Source organism: Sphingobium salicis subsp. salicis (genome assembly GCF_049472635.1).
Classification (GTDB): Bacteria; Pseudomonadota; Alphaproteobacteria; order Sphingomonadales; family Sphingomonadaceae; genus Sphingobium; species Sphingobium yanoikuyae_A.
Window position 1 is genome coordinate 3,730,732 of the sequence record NZ_JAYRCS010000001.1, and the last position, 18,536, is coordinate 3,749,267.

At 60.7% G+C, this 18,536-nt stretch carries 18 protein-coding genes, 1 pseudogene and 1 riboswitch; of the genes and pseudogenes, 12 read left to right on the top strand and 7 right to left on the bottom strand.

Features of this window, described 5'->3' with window-relative positions; all coding sequences use genetic code 11:
• Nucleotides 1–70 precede the first annotated feature (70 nt).
• The 6 genes from VHN57_RS18010 (at nucleotide 71) to VHN57_RS18035 (ending at nucleotide 4,269) form a co-directional block, all read left to right on the top strand.
• Complete coding sequence (locus VHN57_RS18010) at nucleotides 71–544, top strand: sulfite exporter TauE/SafE family protein (protein WP_099231116.1); 474 nt, start codon at nucleotides 71–73, stop codon at nucleotides 542–544.
• Between the two features lie 135 nt (nucleotides 545–679).
• Complete coding sequence (locus VHN57_RS18015; RefSeq protein WP_099231114.1) at nucleotides 680–1,891, top strand: IS256 family transposase; 1,212 nt, start codon at nucleotides 680–682, stop codon at nucleotides 1,889–1,891.
• A gap of 2 nt (nucleotides 1,892–1,893) precedes the next feature.
• Nucleotides 1,894–2,241 carry a TSUP family transporter gene (locus VHN57_RS18020; RefSeq protein WP_099231111.1) on the top strand — a complete coding sequence of 116 codons (348 nt, stop codon included), beginning with the start codon at nucleotides 1,894–1,896 and terminating at the stop codon, nucleotides 2,239–2,241.
• A 40-nt stretch (nucleotides 2,242–2,281) separates the two neighbouring features.
• Nucleotides 2,282–2,833 (top strand): Chromate resistance protein ChrB, encoded by a 552-nt coding sequence (locus VHN57_RS18025; protein ID WP_099231109.1) that lies wholly within the window; start codon nucleotides 2,282–2,284, stop codon nucleotides 2,831–2,833.
• A 29-nt stretch (nucleotides 2,834–2,862) separates the two neighbouring features.
• Nucleotides 2,863–3,453, top strand: coding sequence for a cation transporter (locus VHN57_RS18030; protein WP_099231107.1), 591 nt, complete (start codon nucleotides 2,863–2,865; stop codon nucleotides 3,451–3,453).
• Nucleotides 3,454–3,456: 3 nt separating this feature from the next.
• Nucleotides 3,457–4,269: an endonuclease/exonuclease/phosphatase family protein gene (locus VHN57_RS18035; protein WP_161731669.1), complete on the top strand. Its 813-nt coding sequence runs from the start codon at nucleotides 3,457–3,459 to the stop codon at nucleotides 4,267–4,269.
• A 165-nt stretch (nucleotides 4,270–4,434) separates the two neighbouring features.
• Here VHN57_RS18035 and rodA read toward each other — a convergent pair whose 3' ends face one another.
• Both rodA and nhaA read right to left on the bottom strand, forming a co-directional pair.
• On the bottom strand, nucleotides 4,435–5,559 hold the full coding sequence (rodA, locus tag VHN57_RS18040) for a rod shape-determining protein RodA (RefSeq protein WP_099231103.1): 1,125 nt from the start codon (nucleotides 5,557–5,559) through the stop codon (nucleotides 4,435–4,437).
• Nucleotides 5,560–5,619: 60 nt separating this feature from the next.
• Entirely contained in the window at nucleotides 5,620–6,804 is a 1,185-nt protein-coding gene (nhaA, locus tag VHN57_RS18045) for a Na+/H+ antiporter NhaA (protein WP_099231101.1), read from the bottom strand.
• 153 nt (nucleotides 6,805–6,957) lie between these two features.
• On the opposite strand from nhaA, the gene VHN57_RS18050 reads away from it, so the two are divergent.
• The 5 genes from VHN57_RS18050 to VHN57_RS18070 all read left to right on the top strand — a co-directional run bounded on the left by VHN57_RS18050 (nucleotide 6,958) and on the right by VHN57_RS18070 (nucleotide 11,754).
• Nucleotides 6,958–7,872, top strand: a complete 915-nt coding sequence (locus tag VHN57_RS18050) for a LysR substrate-binding domain-containing protein (protein WP_099231099.1) — start codon at nucleotides 6,958–6,960, stop codon at nucleotides 7,870–7,872.
• A 49-nt stretch (nucleotides 7,873–7,921) separates the two neighbouring features.
• A riboswitch (Fluoride riboswitch) is annotated at nucleotides 7,922–7,998 on the top strand.
• Nucleotides 7,999–8,021: 23 nt separating this feature from the next.
• Nucleotides 8,022–9,416 carry a voltage-gated chloride channel family protein gene (locus tag VHN57_RS18055; RefSeq protein ID WP_099231097.1) on the top strand — a complete coding sequence of 465 codons (1,395 nt, stop codon included), beginning with the start codon at nucleotides 8,022–8,024 and terminating at the stop codon, nucleotides 9,414–9,416.
• On the top strand, nucleotides 9,416–9,832 hold the full coding sequence (locus VHN57_RS18060) for a DUF190 domain-containing protein (protein WP_099231095.1): 417 nt from the start codon (nucleotides 9,416–9,418) through the stop codon (nucleotides 9,830–9,832). The genes VHN57_RS18055 and VHN57_RS18060 overlap by 1 nt, the downstream gene beginning before the upstream one ends.
• Nucleotides 9,833–10,050: 218 nt before the next feature.
• Complete coding sequence (locus tag VHN57_RS18065) at nucleotides 10,051–11,085, top strand: IS110 family RNA-guided transposase (protein ID WP_423283039.1); 1,035 nt, start codon at nucleotides 10,051–10,053, stop codon at nucleotides 11,083–11,085.
• A 333-nt stretch (nucleotides 11,086–11,418) separates the two neighbouring features.
• A complete protein-coding gene (locus VHN57_RS18070; RefSeq protein ID WP_423284765.1) occupies nucleotides 11,419–11,754 on the top strand; it encodes a hypothetical protein in 336 nt (111 codons plus the stop codon).
• Nucleotides 11,755–11,798: 44 nt separating this feature from the next.
• Here the strand turns inward: VHN57_RS18070 and VHN57_RS18075 are convergent, their stop codons facing one another.
• The 3 genes from VHN57_RS18075 to VHN57_RS18085 form a co-directional block, all read right to left on the bottom strand.
• Complete coding sequence (locus tag VHN57_RS18075; protein ID WP_423284767.1) at nucleotides 11,799–12,251, bottom strand: DUF3237 domain-containing protein; 453 nt, start codon at nucleotides 12,249–12,251, stop codon at nucleotides 11,799–11,801.
• A gap of 148 nt (nucleotides 12,252–12,399) precedes the next feature.
• On the bottom strand, nucleotides 12,400–13,410 hold the full coding sequence (gene trpS / locus VHN57_RS18080) for a tryptophan--tRNA ligase (RefSeq protein WP_423284769.1): 1,011 nt from the start codon (nucleotides 13,408–13,410) through the stop codon (nucleotides 12,400–12,402).
• A gap of 999 nt (nucleotides 13,411–14,409) precedes the next feature.
• Nucleotides 14,410–15,486, bottom strand: a complete 1,077-nt coding sequence (locus VHN57_RS18085) for a hypothetical protein (RefSeq protein WP_423284771.1) — start codon at nucleotides 15,484–15,486, stop codon at nucleotides 14,410–14,412.
• 265 nt (nucleotides 15,487–15,751) lie between these two features.
• On the opposite strand from VHN57_RS18085, the gene VHN57_RS18090 reads away from it, so the two are divergent.
• Entirely contained in the window at nucleotides 15,752–16,780 is a 1,029-nt protein-coding gene (locus VHN57_RS18090) for a hypothetical protein (RefSeq protein ID WP_423284773.1), read from the top strand.
• Nucleotides 16,781–16,816: 36 nt separating this feature from the next.
• On the opposite strand, the gene VHN57_RS18095 is transcribed toward VHN57_RS18090, so the two are convergent.
• Both VHN57_RS18095 and VHN57_RS18100 read right to left on the bottom strand, forming a co-directional pair.
• Complete coding sequence (locus tag VHN57_RS18095; protein WP_423284775.1) at nucleotides 16,817–17,776, bottom strand: NmrA family NAD(P)-binding protein; 960 nt, start codon at nucleotides 17,774–17,776, stop codon at nucleotides 16,817–16,819.
• Nucleotides 17,760–18,257: pseudogene (locus tag VHN57_RS18100) on the bottom strand (TetR/AcrR family transcriptional regulator); the annotation flags it as partial. The gene VHN57_RS18095 and the pseudogene VHN57_RS18100, both read right to left, overlap by 17 nt.
• Nucleotides 18,258–18,536 lie beyond the last annotated feature (279 nt).

The following is an 18,536-nucleotide window of genomic DNA, read 5'->3' on the forward strand; positions in this document are numbered from 1 at the left end:
ACTCACGAATGGCATCATCTTTGCCATCTTGAATTTCCAGCGGCGCACGATCTGGAATAGAATGCGCTGCATGAGCGATTTCCTGCTTCCTGGTGCGATTGCCATCACTGCCCTGTTTTATGCGGCCGTGGGCCAAGCCGGCGCCACTGGCTATCTTGCCCTGTTCGGGCTTGTCGGCCTCGCTTCGGCCGAAATGAAGGTCTCGGCACTCGCTCTCAATATTCTGGTCGCCGCGATCGAGACATGGCAGTTCCGGCGCGCGGGATTGCTCGATTGGCGCAGCTTCTATCCCTTCGGCGTGCTCGGTATCCCCTTCTCTCTGCTTGGGGGCGCACTGCATCTGCCGGGGACCGTCTATGGCCCGGTCGTCGGATGCCTGCTTTGCCTTGCGGCAGCGCAGATGGCGTTGCGCTCTATCAGGCACGTCCCTGAAGCGGGTCTGCCGCATCATCCACCGTTTCTGCCAGCCCTCTTCGCCGGTGCCATCGTCGGTTTCGTGTCCGGACTGACGGGATCGGGGTTAGCGTCCGCGCTCGTGGTGTAATTTCCGGTGTAGATTGAGGTGATCGCATGGGGTTGGGCATGCCCAACCCCATGCGATTTCGAACTCGGTGGCCACCGGGCTCATCGGTAAGGTGGAGTTACCACACTTCACACGCCCACCGAGGAGTTGATCCCGATGACCGACGACAGACTACCGCTTGCCGAACTGATGGCGAAGACCGGAGATGGAGATTTCCTGCGTACGATCGCCGAGAGCGTATTGCAGATCATTATGGAGGCCGATGTCGACGGCCTGGTCGGCGCTGGCCGCCATGAACGATCGGGCGAACGCACGACCTGGCGCAATGGCTACCGCGACCGCAGTCTCGATACCCGGCTCGGCACGCTCAACCTCAAGATCCCCAAGCTGCGGACCGGCGCCTACTTCCCCGGCTTCCTGGAGCCGCGCAAGACTGTTGAGAAGGCGCTGGTCGCAGTAATCCAGGAGGCGTGGATTGCCGGGGTCAGCACCCGGCGCGTCGATGAGCTGGTGCAGGCGATGGGCATGACCGGGATATCCAAGTCCTCCGTGTCAAAGCTGTGCAAAGACATCGACGAGCGCGTCCATGCCTTCCTCAAGCGCCCGCTCGCCGGTGACTGGCCCTACCTCTGGCTAGATGCCACCTACCTCAAGGTGCGCGAGGGGGGACGGATCGTCAGTGTCGCCGCGATAATCGCCGTCGCCGTCAACACTGAGGGCAAGCGCGAGATCGTCGGCCTGCACATCGGCCCTTCCGAAGCCGAGCCCTTCTGGTCGAGCTTCCTCAAGGACCTCTCCCGCCGCGGCCTGACCGGCGTGAAGCTGGTCATCTCCGATGCCCACGAGGGCCTCAAGGCAGCGATCACCCGCGTGCTCAGCGCCACCTGGCAGCGCTGCCGCGTCCACTTCATGAGGAACGCGCTCGCCTACGTGCCCAAGGGCCAAAACACGGTTGTTGCTGCTGCGATCCGCCAAGTCTTCCTCCAGCCCGATCATGCGGCCGCAACTCAGGTCTGGCGTCAGGTCGCCGATCAATTGCGCGCCAGATGGCCCAAGCTCGGCGCCTGCATGGACGATGCCGAGCACGACGTGCTCGCCTACATGACCTTCCCCGAGCAGCACCGGGTCAAGCTTCACAGCACCAACCCGCTGGAACGCCTGAACAAGGAAGTGAAGCGCCGCGCCGATGTTGTCGGCATCTTCCCGAACGAGGACAGCATCATCCGCCTCGTCGGTGCCGTCCTGCTCGAGCAGAACGATGAATACCAGCTCCAGCACCGCTACATGCAGATCGAGGGCATGGCCGCCCTTGCCACACCCATAACCGAGGAGGTTCAGCCGCTACAGATTACACCCAAGGCCGCCTGAAAATGCAGCCCGATGGCCAGCACCGAAATTACACCACATTGACGGACGTGACCGGATCGGGCGGAGGCATCTTCCTTGCGCCGATCATCCTGCATTTCGGATGGGTGGAGCCACGCAGGGCCGCTGGCGTCACCGCAGCCTATAATCTCCTCAACAGTGCAGCTGCGCTGGCCGGCAGCGTCGCGACGATCGGCCGCCTGCCTCCCGCCCTGCCACTTTGGCTGGCAGCAGCCGGCATCGGCGGCCTGCTAGGAAGTGCGATCGGTGTGCGCTTGCTGCCGGCAAGTGCGATGCGCGCCCTGCTGGCTGGCCTGCTACTGATCGCCGGAGCCAAGCTTATATTGACCTGAACGATTGACATGTAACGACGGTAACATTATTCATGTCCGCATGGATAAGCCGTCATGGATTCTGCTCACGTACAAAGTGCCCGCCGAGCCGGCCAAGGGCCGTATAGGGGTGTGGCGCAAGATCAAGGCGATGGGCGCAGTCTATCTCCAGAACGGCGTCTGTCTGCTGCCGCGCAATGACGATCATATGCGTCGTCTCAAGATGCTCGAAAATGAGATCGCCGCGCTCGGTGGCGAAGCCGTGCTTCTCGAAACCGTAGGGCTCGACAAAGGGCAAGAGGAAAAGGTTATCGCCCGTTTCCGAGCCGATCGCGACGAGGAATATCGAGAGTTCCTCGGCAAATGCGCGGACTTCGAGGCGGAAATCGCCAAGGAAACGGCAGACAAGCATTTCACTTATGCCGAACTCGAAGAGAATGACGAAGACTTGAAGAAACTGCGGTCATGGCTCGCCAAGATCGCGAAGCTCGATTTCTACAAAGGCAATCTCAGCGGCGAGGCGGCGGAACGCCTCTCCGGCTGCGAAGCCCTGCTCGATCAATACTCCCGGCAGGTCTTCGAGGCACAGGAAGAAAACCGCGACGCGCCCTGACAGCGCCGCTCGCACGAAAGGAAAATATCATGACTGAAACGGACGCGCGACTGCGCGGCGCCGTGGCTATCGTTGCGCTTGCCAACTTCGCCTATTTCGGCGTCGAGTTCATCGTCGCCCGCTCGATCGGATCGGTATCGCTGCTCGCGGACAGCGCCGACTTCTTTGAAGATGCCGCTGTCAATTTCCTGATTTTCGCTGCCCTGGGCTGGACGGCACGAAAGCGGGCGAAGGTTGGCATGGTCCTTTCGGCGGTGCTGCTGGCCCCCGCGCTCGCCTTTCTCTGGACGCTCTGGCAGAAATTCGCGGCACCCGTTCCACCGGAACCAATAGCTCTCACCATCACAGGGTCTGGGGCGCTTATCGTCAACTTGTGCTGTGCCTTCGTGCTCGCGCGATTCCGCGATCACTCGGGAAGCCTGACGCGCGCTGCCTTTCTCTCGGCGCGGAACGACGCACTCGCCAATATCGGGATCATTGGCGCCGGCCTCGTGACGGTTGCGGCCCCCTCAATCTGGCCCGACATCATCGTCGGGATCGGCATCGCATGGATGAACCTCGATGCGGCGCGCGAGGTCTGGTCGGCCGCGCGCAGCGAGCATCGTGAAGCGGAGGCCTGAGCCATGCGGATCATGACCTACAATACACTGTTTGGGGGCTATGACGGGGCGGACGATCGCCGTGCGCGCATCCAGGCCGAGATTGTTCGCGATTCCGATCCCGACATCCTGCTGATCCAGGAACTCAAAGGGTTTCTCGATCAGGGCGCAAGGCGGCTCTATGAGCTGGAACGGATGCTTGGCCTTCGTGCGCTGCTCGCCCCGTCGCCCCACACCGGACAGAATGTCGGGATCATGGTGCGCGAAGGCATCGAAATCCTTTCGTTCGAGGCAGACAGCGCACATTTCCACCACGCCGCCGCTATCGCCACTCTTGGCGTTCCGGGTCTGCCGTCTCCGCTTACGGCGGTCAGCGTACACCTCTGTCCGAATGGGACGCCTGTCCGTCTCCGCGAGGTCAGCTATCTTTACGGACACGCTGCACCGCAAGGGTTTGCAATCGTCGGAGGCGACTTCAACAGCCTCGCACCCGGCGATCCCGAGCCTGACGACCTAGATAGCCTCGCTCCGCATTTCCGGGCTCGCTATGTCGATGCCAACGGTCGTATGGACCGGCGGCCGATTGCCTCACTGCTTCAGGCCGGCTTCGTCGATCTCGGCGCGCAGCTTGGGGATCGGCGCCGCACAGTGCCCGGCTCGGCGTTTCCCGACACTGAGTTTCCCACCTTCCGCTCGGACTATCTCCTCGCATCCGACGCTTTGGCTCAGCGAACGTCTGGCTTTACGACAGCCGATGCGGGCAATGCCGGTGCTGCATCCGACCATTATGCAATCTATGCTGATTTCGATTTTGGGACGGCAAGCTCTCGCCCTTAATGTCCCGCTCTCTAATTGCTTGGTAATCTGTGAGGGTACGGGCGCTTCTGTTACTCAAAAGCGCCCACGGCAAAAAGGGATGCAACGGTAAGCGCTGCCGATGCGATGATGCTCCAGATGTACCCGCTGTCAAATTGCATCTTCAATTCAATGTCCTCGACATGATTACGCGGCGAAAGATCCGGCGCCGCGCCGAACCGACGCGGAACTTTTCTCACGGTGGATGGCCATCAAGATGCCGAGCAGGATCAGCACGGTCATCATGGCTGAGCCTCCGTAAGACATGAGCGGCAGCGGAATGCCGACCACGGGTGCCAGTCCCATCACCATAGCAAGGTTGATGGACACGTAGAGGAAGATGGTGAAGGCTAGGCCGCAAGCCGTCAGGCGGGTGAAGATCGTGTCACCGGCAACGCCCAGGCGCCAGCCCCAGCGAATGAGATAGCCATAGGTGAACACAACGAAGAGACCGCCAATGACGCCCCACTCTTCCGCCATTGTCGCGAAGATGAAATCGGTATGGGCTTCGGGCAGATAGGCCAGGTGACTTTGAGTGCCATCAAGGAAGCCCTTGCCGAAGAGTCCGCCTGATCCGATCGCGATTTTCGATTGGGTGATGTGATAGCCTGTGCCCAATGGATCGCCTTCCGGATCCATGAACACCAGCACCCGGTTCTTCTGATAATCGTGCAGCATGCTCCATGCGACGGGGAGTGCGGCGAGAAGAGCGGCACCCGCTGTCACGAACCAGCGTATTCCGACACCGGCGAGGAAGATCACGAGCACGCTCGCCATGGAAATCATCATGGCGGTGCCAAGATCGGGCTGTAGCATGACCAACGCAGCGGGGACGGCGAAAAGGGCGATCGGCGCAACAAGCACCGATGGCGTGCTGACATAGATCGCCGGCAGCCGGTGGAAAAACTTGGCGAGGCTGAGCACGACGGCGATCTTCATGAACTCGGACGGCTGCAACCGTATGAAACCAAGGTCGATCCAGCGTTGCGCACCCATACCGATTTTGCCGAACAGTTCGACGATCAGCAGCAGAACGAGCGTGATGCCGTATAGCGGATAGGCAATGTCCATCCACCGAGCCACGGGGATCCGCGAAAGAGCGAACATCAACCCGGACAGCAGCACAAAGCGAAGGCCCTGGTTGGACGCCCAAGGCGAAACCGAGCCGCCGGCTGCGGAATAGAGGGTAGCAAGACCGAACAGCACGATCGCGGTCAGTGTTGCCAGCATCCCCCAGGGAAGGATGCGGATGGCTGCGGGGACGAGCGACAATGTGGTAATGCTCCAGATATTATCCTGTAGGGCGGCGGTGCCGCGCCTCTCAGGGGTGGGTCAGGCTGCCGGCTTCGCTCGCTCCGGCTGCGCCCATCGTAGGATGGCGTAACCGATGATCCCGGACAGGAACGACCCTGCCAGGATGCCGATCTTGGCTTCCGACTGGAGCAGGGCTTCGCCGGGAAATGCCAAAAGCGTGATGAACAAGCTCATCGTGAAGCCGATGCCGCACAGGAAGGCGACGCCGAGCATCTGTAGCCGGCTTGCATGGGCGGGCAGGTCCGCGAACCCCAACCGGATCGCGAGCATGGACAGTCCGAAGACGCCGATCACCTTGCCGATCAGCAAGCCGAGCGCCACGCCCAGCGTGACCGGCGCAGCAAGTGCTTCGGCGGGTAGGCTCAAGACCGGGACGCCCGCATTGGCGAGACCGAAGATCGGCACGATCAGGAAGCCAACCGGCAAATGCAGGAAATGCTCAAGCCGGTGCAGCGGACTTTTCGTTTCGCTGTCTGGACGCGCAGGGGTCCGGTCCATCGGGATAGTCAAAGCCAGGACGACACCAGCCAGCGTTGCATGAATGCCGGATCGGTAGACCAGCACCCATAGCAATATACCCAGTAGCAGGTAGGGGCTGAGACGGCGCACCTTGAACCGATTGAGGGCGATCAGCGCGGCGACCACACCTCCCGCTGCGGCAAGGTCGATGACCGACAGGTCAGCCGTGTAGAAAAAGGCAATGATAACCACGGCGCCCAGATCATCGATAATCGCCAGGGCCGTCAGGAATATGCGGAGCGAGGCCGGCACACGGCTGCCAAGCAACGAGATAACGCCAAGTGCGAAGGCGATGTCGGTGGCTGCCGGAATAGCCCAGCCACGCATCGACGCGCTTTGATTGAAAGCAACATACACAAGGGCCGGAGCGATCATGCCTCCGGCTGCTGCGATCCCTGGCAGAACACGCCTCGACCAACTCGAAAGCTGGCCATCGAGCATCTCGCGTTTGATCTCCAGGCCGACAAGCAGGAAAAAGACCGCCATCAGCGCATCGTTGATCCAGTGTCCCAGCGACAATGGCCCGATGTAGACATGAAGCAGTGCTTCATATCCCGGCCCAAGCGGAGAGTTGGCAATGATGAGCGCTGCCGCTGCCGCGCCCATCAGGACGAGGCCAGCAGAAGATTGCGCATCCAGAAATCGGCGCAGGGCACTTGGATGGATGCGGTGATGGTCCGTCATGGGTCGGCCTTGGTTGAGGGTTGCTGGCCGCCCAAAAACACCCGCTAACGCGAGCGACACAAACTGCCGAAGCCGCTGATATTCACAACACTGGTTGCGAGGGAAATTGGAAGTTTCGTTGCCGCTTATAGCTACAAGCTATAAGGCGTAGACATGCCGACGTTACAGCAGCTCCGTTACCTGGTCGCAGTCGCCGACACGCTCAATTTCAGCCGTGCTGCTCATGCATGCCACGTCACACAACCGACGCTCAGCCTTCAGCTGAAAGAGCTGGAAGGGAGGCTCAATGCGCGCCTCGTGGAGCGGACGCGGGCACGGGTGCTCCTGACCCCAGCGGGGATCGAGATCGCCCATCGGGCAAGACGCGTGCTGGCGGATGTCGATGACATAAAGGAAGTTGCCCGGCGCGACGAACAGGGTGGCCTTCAAGGCACGCTGCAAATGGGCGTGGTCCAAACCGTCGGCGCCTATGTCTTGTCCGTGGCGATGCCATCGCTTCGCGCCCGTTACCCGACCTTGCGAATTTTCGTTCGCGAGGATCGTCTGGAAAATCTCCCATCGAAGCTGTCCGATGGCACCCATGACCTGCTGCTTTTGCCCGAAACGATCGATCATCCGGATTTTATCAGCGTTCCCCTGATCCGCGAACCGCTCCAATTGGTCATGCCGACCGATCACCGGCTCGCCCAGCAAGCGGTGATAGATCCCGACGCCATCGCCGGTGAGACGATATTGGTTATGGAGCGTGGACGTCGGCTCCATGATGAGATCGCGGCGCTTTGCAATGATTTCGGCGCGGTGCAGGCGCAGGATTACGCCGGGACGACGCTCGACACTCTGCGCCTCATGGTGACCACCGGAATGGGACTGTCGCTGCTGCCAGCGCTCTATGTCCGCTCGGATGTCCTGAGGGAGAAGCTGATTGTCGCACGGCCGTTGTCGCGGCGCGCGCCTGTGCGTCAGGTCACGATGGCATGGCGCAGTTCTTCGCCGCGCAGCGACGCCTATCACCGCCTCGCTGCCGTGATAACAGAAACCTTGCTACCGTGGGCGCAGAAGGAGGCATAACCCCAAACGCGCGGCATCCCTTGATCTTTTTCGCTTCGCCTATCATAGGGCGAACGACGGTAATGGATTTCTGCCGGACCTTCGGGTCGAACCGCCCTGACAAGGGACGATGATTCCTACTTGGCGCCGCAAGGCAGCAAGGAGGAATCGTGCGCGCAACTTTTCGCAACCTGTACAATATACTCAATCTAACAGCCTTCTTTCGCGATCGACACGATCATGCGATGTCGGTCATGCGCTGGACACTGATCCTCGTCCCCATGGCCGCGCTGATCGGCACGTTGTGCGCCGCATTCCTGTGGAGCCTGGATGCGGCAACACAGGCCCGTTTCGACCATCCCTGGCTGCTCTATCTTTTGCCGGCAGGTGGCGCGGCAATCGCCCTGCTCTACCATCGCACCGGCAAGTCGGTTGAAGCGGGCAACAATCTGATCGTCGAGCAAATCCATGAGCCGGGGGGCGGGATTCCCCTGAGAATGGCCCCTTTGGTCTTCATCGGCACCATCGCAACACATCTGTTCGGTGGATCGGCAGGCCGCGAAGGCACAGCGGTGCAGCTCGGCGGCAGCCTTGCAAGCGCTGCCGCCCGACTGTTCAAACTCGACGCTCCCAGCATTCGCATTGTTTTGATGGCGGGGGTCGCTGCCGGCTTCGGGGCTGTTTTCGGCACGCCGCTTGCGGGCGCTGTGTTCGCGCTCGAAGTGCTGGCTGTAGGCCGCATCGAGTATCGCGGGATCTTGCCATGTCTGCTTGCCGCGCTGGTGGGCGACTGGACGTGCCATGCCTGGGGCATCCATCACACGCCCTACCATATCAGTAGCCTGACCAGCGGTGGGGGTGCGCTGGTTGTCGAACCACTCATTCTTGCCAAGGCGGCCATAGCAGGGGTGGCGTTCGGCCTGGCGGGGCTGGTCTTTGCCGAAGCCAATCACGCGCTCGGTGGATTCCTGAAGACGCGCATTCCCTATGGCCCTCTGCGGGCGGCCTTTGGCGGCATATTGGTCATCGCGCTGGTCTGGATTTTTGGCACACGCGCCTATCTCGGGCTTGGCGTCTGGTCTGCCATCCCCGGAGATCCGACCATAGCTGGCTTCTTCACCGGTCCTGCCGATCGGTGGAGCTGGGCGCTCAAGATGGTCTTTACGGTCGTGACCCTCAGCGCAGGCTTCAAGGGCGGGGAAGTGACGCCGCTGTTCTTCATCGGAGCCGCACTCGGCAACGCGCTGGGCTGGCTGCTCGGCGCGCCGCTCGATCTGTTCGCCGGCCTTGGTTTCGTCGCCGTGTTCGCCGGCGCGGCTAATACGCCGCTTGCTTGTACCATCATGGGTATCGAGCTGTTCGGTGCAACCCACGCCGTTCCGATCGCGGTGGCCTGTTTCGTCGCCTACATCTGCTCGGGTCATAACGGCATCTACCTGTCGCAGCGTATCGCCGTTCCTAAGCGGCTTACACGCGACCATTCCCATGGCGCTACCCTGCGCGAAGCGCGTGCCTCGCGGCGAACACGCGGGGAGAATAGCTCTTCCAACAAGAAGGAACACTGATGTCTCACAAGGTCACGCCCAGCGAGATCGGCATGATCCGCATCTACATGAAGCCATCGGACAAGGCGACCGACGGCTCGCGCAGCTTCTGGACCCGAAAGCCGCTCTACCGGCAGTTGGTCGTGCAGGCGAAGCGCGACGGCATCATGAATGCCGTCGCCCATCATACCCATTACGGTTTCAGCAACCATGGGCCAGTGATGGAGGACGGTGCTGAATTCTCTAATCCGCACCTGACGATGTGCGTCGAGCTGATCGGCCAGCGTCACGAACTGGAGCGCTTTTGCGAGGCTCATGGCGATCTGCTCGGCGGCAAAGTCATCGTCTACAAGCATCTTGAACATTGGAGCATCGGGCTAGGCGGAGTGCGGCATGAGGACGCAGCGCCCGAGGAACTTGCGTCAAGAGCTAGATGAGCGTCGGGTTTTGGCGAGGGCCGTCGGCCACAGATGCGCTTGGGAACGGCAGAATTGTCCCACGATGCGGCATTCGCTGCTGGCAGGTCGCGACCAGACCTCGCCGTTCAGCAGGACGCGCTTGAATGTCCGACCACGTCGAAACCTGATGGGGTGGACGCCCCCCGACAGCCTTTATGGCAAAGTGGAGGTGTTGAAGCACCACTGAGGAGGCGTCCGTGTCACAGGTTACCACAATCGGTCTGGATATCGCCAAGAACGTTTTCCATGCGCATGGCGCTGACGAGCGGGGTGCGATGGTGTTCAGCCGCAAGCTGACGAGAGCAAAGCTGCTCGAGTTCTTTGCAGGTCAGCCGGTATGCATAGTAGCGCTCGAGGCGTGCGGCGGCGCCCATCATTGGGCGCGTCAGTTACAGACGATGGGGCACGATGTGCGGCTGATCCCACCATCTTACGTGAAGCCATTCGTGAAGCGGAACAAGAACGATGCGATTGATGCTGAAGCGATTGCCGAGGCTGCGCAGCGCCCAGGCATGCGCTTCGTGGCGGTGAAAAGCGAAGAGCAACAGGCCGCAGGGCTCGTGTTCCGCACACGTGACCTAGCGGTGCGGCAGCGCACTCAGCTGATCAACGCCATTCGCGGGCACCTAGCGGAGTATGGTTGGGTAGCACCGCGCGGCACAGCGCATATGACAATGCTCGCCGACCTGCTCGAGGATGAGGAAATGACTTCAAGTCTGCCTGCAGCGGCACGGCCCATGTTCAAGCTCATGGTCGACATGCTGGCCGATCTCGACAAGCAGATTGCCGTGCTGGACCGTGAGATCGCACGGCGTGCTAAGGAGGATGAAGCGGCCAGGCGGCTAATGACCATTCCAGGGATCGGTCCTATCGCTGCGACCGCCATCATCGCGCTGGCCCCGCCGGTCGAGACGTTCCGTAAGGGGCGCGACTTCGCGGCTTGGCTTGGCCTCGCCCCCCGTCAGCACTCGACCGGCGGCAAACAGCGGCTCGGCAGCATATCGAAGATGGGCGAGCGGACGATCAGGCGACTACTGATTATCGGAGGTAGCTCGATGGTGCGTCAGGCCTGCCGGTTCGGCGCGCCGGCCGGCTCGTGGCTGGAGCGGATGCTCGCGCGCAAACCGCGCATGCTCGTCTCGGTGGCGCTCGCCAACAAGATGGCGCGCATGGTCTGGGCACTGCTCACCAGAAATGAAGATTACAGAGCTCCGGCAGCAGTTGCGGCGTAAGCCAAGGCAGCGGCCAGAGGCGTCGGGGACGTAGGCGGTCGAAGGAGGGTATGGCACAACAGTCGGCGAGACGGGGCTGGAAGAACCAGGGAATGGCAGAGCGCTAACCAAGCGCGTAAACCTGTAATGGATCCGGTCCGCGAACTCCCATACTGGCCCGCAGCATATGGCGCTGCTCATCGAGGCCGGACAGATGACAGCATCCGACTACGTGCCAACAAACCCCGATTTACTGCTTGCATCCGAAGGGGCGTCCACAGATGCCATTGGTATACGTCTGATCATCCGGGCAGCAGGCGCAACAAAACGGTCATTCAAGGTCGGAGCCGCTCCTTGCGAAAGCAGTCAGTTATTCAGGTTTATCCGCACGCCCTGCGGGTAATAGCCAAGGCGTGGAGTTGGCGGCGCAAGCTCGACAGCGGCCAGGTGGCGACCATTCAGGACATCGCGACTGTCGAGGATGTGACGCCCGTTTACGTCGGCCGTGTGCTGAAGCTGGCCTATTTGGCGCCAGCCGTGTTGGAGCGGCTGCTCATTGAGCGCAGGTCTCCAGCGATTTCGCTGAAGGACTTGATAATGGCTGTCGATTTGCCTTGGCTTGAGCAGGCTAACGAAGTGTTTGGACGGGAAATCACTGCGGGTGGCAATTGCGCTGAGATGCACAATTGACGGCAGCCGCAGTGATCCAAGTCAACTACCTTCAGCCCTCGTGATTAGAGGACTTCGAAGACCTCAAGTTCAACGGCATCTTTCGTCCTGCGTCCGACACCCAACGCCATGATGCGGTTGAGCCAAGCCAGTCTGGGAGATGAAGTTTCGAAGGTGATCGCCTCCCGGAAATAATAGGATGCAGGATCAACCGGGACTCCAAGAGCGATCTTCTTGGCTGCATCTTCAGACATGTGGCGCACAGCGTGACCCTTGAACAGGATCGTCTCGCCTTCGTCGGTGCGCAGCACTACGTGAACCTGTAGTTCTGATACGCCGTCATCCCGCACACGCTGTACATCATTTCCGCCCGGCAGGATCGAACCTGAGATCCGTTCGCCAGCAAAACGACCGCCATTCACGGGGACGACCCGCCGAGTGCCACCTCCGCAATGGCCTAGATCGACCGCCGGGGCGACATCTGCAACAAGGGTAAAAAGTGGTGTCGATTGAATCATGTCATGTCCTCAAAAAGGCGCGCCCGAATGCGAACGTCAGGCTCTTCACCCGATCCAGCGTGGTAATTACGTTCACAAGGGCGCAGTTGGCCACGACTGTTAAGCGGATTGGTGGCGTGGGCGCAGAAGTGGGTGCGACCTGGAACTATCAAAGCCGGAAAAGCCCGAGGCCGGTGACGACCTCATCTTTGGTGTGCTCCGTAATCTGCCGCCCACGCTGAGCACCGGCTCGCAGAATATCGACTATCGTGTCTGGGTCTCGAGCCAAGGCTGCCCGCCGTTCGCGGATCGGCGCGATCAGGGCCTGGAGAATTCCCGTCAAACGCCGCTTGAGGACCATGTCTCCTAGACCACCGCGTCGATACTGCGCCTTCAGATCAGCCACGGCGTCAAGGTCGGGGTCAAAGGCATCGAGGTAGGTAAAGACGACGTTGCCTTCCACACGCCCGGGATCCGCCGCGCGAAGATGATCGGGGTCGGTGTACATGCGCTGCACTGCCGTCGCGATTTCCTCGTCGCTGGCTGACAGGGGGACTGCGTTCCCCTGGGACTTGCTCATCTTCGCCTTGCCATCGACGCCCGGAAGGCGGCCCATCGGCGGAATCAGTGCCTGCGCTTCGGGGAGCAGTGTATGACCAATCTGCCGGTTGATGCGGCGAACAAGCTCATTGGTCTGCTCGATAAGGGGAACCTGATCCTCCCCTACGGGCACGACGGTAGCTTTGAACGCCGTAATGTCCGCGGCTTGCGCCGCCGGGTAGCACAGGAAACCGGCCGGAATATCGCGGCCAAAACCTCGTGCCTGGATCTCCTCCCTGATGGTCGGATTGCGCTCGAGGCGCGCGACGGTCACGAAGTTCAGATAGAGCAAGGTGAGTTCGGCCAAGGCTGGCAGCGCCGATTGCAGGCAGATCGTAGACAGGTTCGGATCGATCCCGACTGCCAGGTAATCCAGAGCCACTTCCAGGACATTACGACGCACTTTGCCGGGATCGTCGGCATTGTCCGTCAGAGCCTGGGTATCGGCAAGCAGCACATATTGCTGATGGGTATGCTGCAACTCAACCCGACTGCGCAGCGAGCCGACATAATGACCCAGATGCAGCGGACCGGTAGGACGATCACCGGTGAGTATAACCGGACGGGAAGCAGGTGACATAGACAAATTCTCCGAGAGATTGCCGCTGCTGTCGATGGATTGGAAAACCGAGAACCTAGCCGCCGAAAGCAGCGGCTTAGGTCATGGGTGTATGACTGGCCGCGCTTAAGTCGCGGGCCACCAGCGTTGAGCAGAAATCAAAAGCCGGTTGATCATAGGCGGACCCTAGCAGCTCTGTGCCGACTAGCCAACCCGATTTGGCTGGCAGATCCTACGGCGATGACGCAGCAAGAACATGATCCGGTTTAACTCGTACTCTCAGTCCGTATTGCCTGTCGGGTTTGCGCCAAAGAGTATAGATGTGCGCGTGGGCAAAAACACGGAAAATCCGTAATTTATAGGGACATACCTTTTCGGCCGAGGTTTAGGTGAAAAGAGATGGAAGCGAGGGCTTAATTGCCATTGCCAAAAGGACGCCGAATCTAGGGATTTTCGGGCTTCGCGAGGAGCATCTCACTGGTTCGCCTCCCAAATCTGCTTCGGCTTCAGAGCGCGCTTCGCACCGACGGTTCTTCCCGCATTCCACACCGGACGCTTGGTGGCGGTGAGTTCAGTTTCAGCCTTCTCCATGATCATTCTCCGATGGCCAGATCGGTCGTCTGAAGAACGCTTTCGAACCCGATATGAAAGACGGTTGCGAGGCTCCTGCCGACCAGAATACGCATTTCCGCCACTGGCGCTTGAACGACTAGTTTCGTCGGAATCCGACATGGCGAAATTCCCCCGTTTTCGCGCCATAGATTTAGAGACGGCTTTTCCGACGCCAGAGCCGGAAATAGCGGATCTCAGTCCCAATCGAACCTGCGGCATCAAAAGGCAGGATTTTTCGGACGGAACAGGACAGGCCAGAAACACCATCAGCTGCCGACCAGCATAAACCATGCCATAGCTGTTCCGGGAACAGCTACCGTTGTCAGTGACTACCGTTCGGCAGCGATCAGTGCAAACTTCCTTTCAAATTGCGGTGACAGCTATTGCCGCGCTCCGGCGTCTCCATGGTCAATGTGTCCAAAGCAAAAGAAGTGTCAGCATCGTCATGTTACCCACCACCGCCAGCGCGGCCGCGAAGCATAGCTGGGCGGCGACGGTCCGGAATCCTTCTCCCGCAATCCGCGTCGCGAAGAAAAGCCCTGGCAACTGGAGCGCGGCATAGCCCAGCAGCGCGGCCTGATAATCACCCGGATCGGTGTAGCCCATGACAGGGGCGATCACAGGATCGGCGACCCGGAAATAATAGAAGGCGACCGCACAAAATCCTCCCCAGATGATGAGGGCCAGGACGCTGCTGTGGAAGAGGCCCTGCATCCGGCCGCCGGTCACGATCTTTCCGCCCAGCCAAAGGACTACGCTGCCACACAGGGCGGTCGATCCGAACAGACCCGCCATCCAGGGAACGTACCGCTCCGGTGGCGTCGGCAAGGCTTCACCGAATGTGCGCAGCATCGCGAATGTCAGGAGGGACAGCAGCACACCCGCAGCCACGCTCACCACACAGCGCAGCAGGACCGGCCCGATGGCATTGCCCACGCCAACCGCACCATGCGCCGCTATCAGGCGCAGGGTATATGCCATGGCGAGAAAGGGCGGAGCGAGCAGAAGCATGACGGAGGCGGCACGCAAATGCAGCCCCGGCGGCTCCATGACGAGGCCACGAAAAGCAATCCCGTTGCGTGGATCGACGCCGCTCCACCAGGTGACAAGGTCCATGATCACCCAGTGCAGCGCGCGTAACAGCGCATTGCCCCGCAAGGCGTCCGGCACGAAGCCGATCAGGATGTTCAGGGCAATGAGAACCAGCAGAAGGACGAAAAGCTCTTTTGCCATCGCGATGAAAGCAGGTGCGAAAGGCGGCAACTGCCCATCCGTGCGCTGCATGAACAGAAGAAAAGGGGTCGCAAAGAACGCCAGGAATATGGCCGGAAGCCCGACGGAGACGACTATCAGGAATATCGGAATGGCGGCGATGACCAGTCCACCGCCACCGCCCGAACCTGCCCCATTGCCTCTCGCAAAATCCTGCCCAGCCCGCTCGCCGCCTGTCGCAAAGGGATTCTCGAAGGGAGTGCCGGCCCGCATCGTGCCTCGATTGAAACCGTCGATCCAGCTTATCGGCCCCTCCCTATCCTGACGCGGGAACGCATATCCTATGCCCCGGCGCGTAAAAATACAGCGGCTTGCGTCAATAAAATCTATGATAAATCTGCCAGCCTATCTCTAATTTCGACAGAGAAACTTATAATCAGGATCGCTGTTCAGAAATGCTTCAGCTCACTAAGAACACCATGCATAATATCTGTTGTCCGGGATGCTGTCTCGGCTGACCATATTTCAGGGGGTTCATATGGTTCGGATTTCCTATGTTTCCGCTTTGTGTCTTGCAGCGACATCCGGAGCGGCAATTGCCAATGATTCCACGATACCTCCGGAGATTTACGGCAACTATGCGCCGGGGGGTGATTGCACCAAACAGCCGCGGGTAACGGCAGGCAAAGGCGGGGTCTCTATCGACACGGCCGCAGGAAAGGCTGGCCCCTTGCCGATCAGCGTTTGCTATAGCTGCGCGGGTGGCGCGCGATATGAAGGCATACAGCGCTGGGTCTATGTCAAATATGGCAAGGATAAATGGGGCGGCGACAACATGCCGGTCACCTTCATGTTCAACGCAGCGGAAAAAACCGGCGCGTTGGATATCGTCCATGACGACACGCTCAGGACGCCTCTGGGGGCGCCGATGAACCAGGTGGTTCAGGCCCGGTCGCTGAAGCTTTGCAAAGTCGGCGCGCTCGTTCCCGTCGCCAGGCCTGCCGCGCCTGATCCGTCACCAAGGCAAGCGTCGTCGGTTACCCCAGGGGCGGCTTTTGCCAATGCGCTGGTGGGGTTGCTCCGCCCTGCCGCGTTGCCCGCAAACAGCTATTATGACTGGCGTCATCTGGAAACGGCTCCGGCCATCACCTGGGCGGCGTTGCCGCCCCAGATGCTGGAGAAGCCGATGTCCAACGGCGAGTATTTTCGTCGCGCCGGCATGGCCAGCCTGGCCGGGCAGCCGATGAAGGTGCTCGCGGGCGGCGCGCGGTCGATGGTCATGAACCTCTATTTCCGCAACGACGGTAATCCGATCGGAGAGGCGGCACTTTTGGCCGCCCTGCGCGACGCCGGTAAAAGCGTCGTTCCGATCCGCTGTCCGAAGGTCAGGACGGCGCGGGCACCCACATGGTACCGGTTGTCGGCTTCAGGCAAGCAGCCTGCCATCCTGTGGGTAGCCTCGGCGCTCGGACCACAGCAGCCCTGGGAGGGGTTCAGCCTGCAACTGGACGGGACGCTGCCAGCGATGACGGCGCAGGAAGCGGCAGTCTACACGGATCGCTGCTAAACAGATTTTTTCGCGCCACCGACATCGATACGATAGCTATTCTCCGCGACCCAACTGGAAAAAGAGCCTGAGCGGCACGCCCCACCTGGGCAAGGCCTGGATATCCACCTTATAGCCTTCCTCATTCGCCCAAAGCTGGTTCTGCGCCACGCCCTCACGCATACCGCGTCTTACCGCCTCTTGCGCTGAGAGAGACTGGGCGGCTACAGGCTGTCCGGTTCCGGCGGCAAGAGCGTCAGCGATCTCTTCCATGGTCAGCGCCTCGGCGGCGAGGTCGATCTCCGCGCCGTGGAAACGATCCGGACCCGCAAACGCCGCCAGGGCGAAAGCACCGATATCCGCCGCACCAATCAGGTGTATCCGCGTATCGGGCAGATAGGCCGTGTCGAGCCGACCCTGTGCGAGGGAGAGGAACATGCCGGTCGATCGCGGCAGGGCAAAATTCTCCATCATGAAGGCGGGCTTGAGAATGACGTAACGCTTGAATCCACGCTCGCGAACGGCCTCGTTCACCGCCGCCTTGTTCTCCCAATAGGCTTTGCCCCAACGCCCCTCGTCCCATCCGGTGAAAGCGGTATGGTCGCCTGCGCGCGCCACGGACGTGTGAACGAACATGTCCACATCCGCTTCATAGGCTGCATCGATGATCGCGCGGCCCGTGCGCAGTTCATAATCGCTGTCGATGCTGGCGACCTGAACCGAAAATGCGCCCTTTGCTCCGGCAACCGCCCTGTCCAGGCTTGCCCGGTCATCCATGTCACCTTCGCACAGGATGGCTCCGGCAGCCTCCAGCGCCTTTGCGTCGGCGGACGTCGCATCCCGCACGAACGCTCTCACGCTCGTGCCTGCGCCGAGCAGCGCCCGAACGACGCCGCCGCCTTGCGCGCCGGTTGCGCCGAGGACGAGAATGGGCCTTGTATCAAAAGTCATGATCAAATTGTCCTGGTTGAAAGAGGAAAAATATCGTCGGTCATCGGCGTCATGGCGCCAGCCCATATCGCAGCAGCGCCAGGGCACGCGCGCCGGCTGCTTTCGCCTCCGCGGGCGTGTCGCCGCGCCATGCCGCGCCCAGCATATTGAGGATGTGAGGCACATCTCCGCTCGTCATGTTGTTCCGACATTCGCCTTCGGCCTGCGCCTTGGCGAGCAATGGCGCGAACATACGCTCCACCCGTTCGCGGGCGCGCATCCGGGCCTCGCCGCCCGTCGGGGCGGAGCGCCAATATTCGGAGAGAAGCGCATAGGATGTGAGTTGCGCGACCGCAGCCTCTATGGCCCTGAAGAAGCCGCCGCTCCTGTCCCCATGATACTCGGCGGTCAGTTGCTCCAGAAGGGCGAAGGATTCCTCGTAAAGCGCTTCAAGGAGCGCAAACCGGTCAGGAAAATTGCGATAGAGCGTCGCACGCCCGACGCCGGACAGCTCAATCACATGGTCGAGCGGTGCCTCGACGCCCGCCCGGGCAAACACCGTGCGCGCCGCGTTGAGGAGCTTCTGTCGATTGACGAGGGAGCGTTCCTGTCAAGCATAGTATGTGATCTCTTTTGGGGCTCGAACAGATGATGATATTCGGCGGCATGGCCGCGATCCGCTGCTCACGCCCGTGGTGGCAGCCGGGCCGAGTGCGCGCTTGGGTACCCATGTTCTGGCAAGCCATGCTGGTCTGCATCAGGCCTGACTTGCCGATTATTAAATGATGATTTAATAAAATCCACATGTCGCGTCGATCACTCACACAGCCAGTCCGATCGCGGGGCC